Consider the following 509-nt stretch of genomic DNA (forward strand, 5'->3'; position numbering starts at 1 on the left):
ACTCATTGAGAAAATGTACGGTGCTCACTACACCAAAGCTACGGTTTCCAACATGACTAAAGCCGTTAACGAACAGGTTCAAGCTTTCCAGCAACGTCGACTGGCTTCACAATATGCAGCTATCTTTTTAGATGCCACTTACTTGCCGTTAAAGCATGATACCGTTCAAAAAGAAGCGGTTCATATTGCGATTGGCATCCGTCCAGATGGCACGAAGGAAGTCCTGAACTACCTGGTGGCGCCCACGGAATCGACTGGGATCTGGACTGAACTGCTGGGAACCTTAATCAAGCAGGGCGTCAAAGATGTCCTGTTGTTTGTGGCCGATGGGTTAGTGGGTTTGGATGAAGGCTTAAGTAGACATTTTCCCAAGGCTAAACGGCAACGTTGCCTGGTTCATGTTGGACGTAATCTGATGAATAAGGTTCGGGTAAAAGACCGCAAGGCCGTGATCAATGACTTTAAACAAGTTCATCGAGCCGCCAACCGTGAAGCAGCCGAACTGAAAC

The 509-nt window shown here is 47.7% G+C and carries 1 protein-coding gene; it reads left to right on the forward strand.

Going from position 1 to position 509, the window contains the following annotated elements; all coding sequences use genetic code 11:
- Window positions 1–509: IS256 family transposase (locus FD17_RS12915; protein WP_191983148.1), on the forward strand; the 509-nt coding region annotated here is incomplete at both ends.

The sequence above is a fragment of the Lentilactobacillus sunkii DSM 19904 genome (assembly GCF_001435575.1).
GTDB lineage: Bacteria > Bacillota > Bacilli > Lactobacillales > Lactobacillaceae > Lentilactobacillus > Lentilactobacillus sunkii.